This window comes from Cupriavidus sp. SIMBA_020, assembly GCF_046535395.1.
Lineage (GTDB): Bacteria > Pseudomonadota > Gammaproteobacteria > Burkholderiales > Burkholderiaceae > Cupriavidus > Cupriavidus campinensis.
Genome location: NZ_JAWRWU010000777.1, coordinates 1 through 265, shown reverse-complemented (window position 1 = coordinate 265; position 265 = coordinate 1). Strand labels below are relative to the sequence as shown.

Genomic DNA, 265 nt, shown 5'->3' with positions numbered 1-265 from the left:
CCGATCGGCGTACGCATTGGTCACGCGATGGATGTCGCCGATGCGCGGCGACACGGCCTCGACCTCGCCCGGCTGCAGCCGCACTGCGTCGCCCGACGGCAGCGGCTTGCCGGTCGGGTCGAGCCGGTACGGCTGCGAAAACTCGCCGCCGCGCAGCATGCCGATCAGCCCCCACACCGTGTGGTTGTGGATCGGCGTGGCCTGGCCGGGGCCCCACACGAAGCTGACGACGGAAAACCGTTCGTCGGGGTCGAGATGCAGCAGG

Annotated in this window: 1 pseudogene; it reads right to left on the bottom strand. The window is 70.6% G+C overall.

Annotated features, from left to right (window positions below):
- A pseudogene (locus SB751_RS31465) lies at nt 1–265 on the bottom strand (cysteine dioxygenase); the annotation flags it as partial.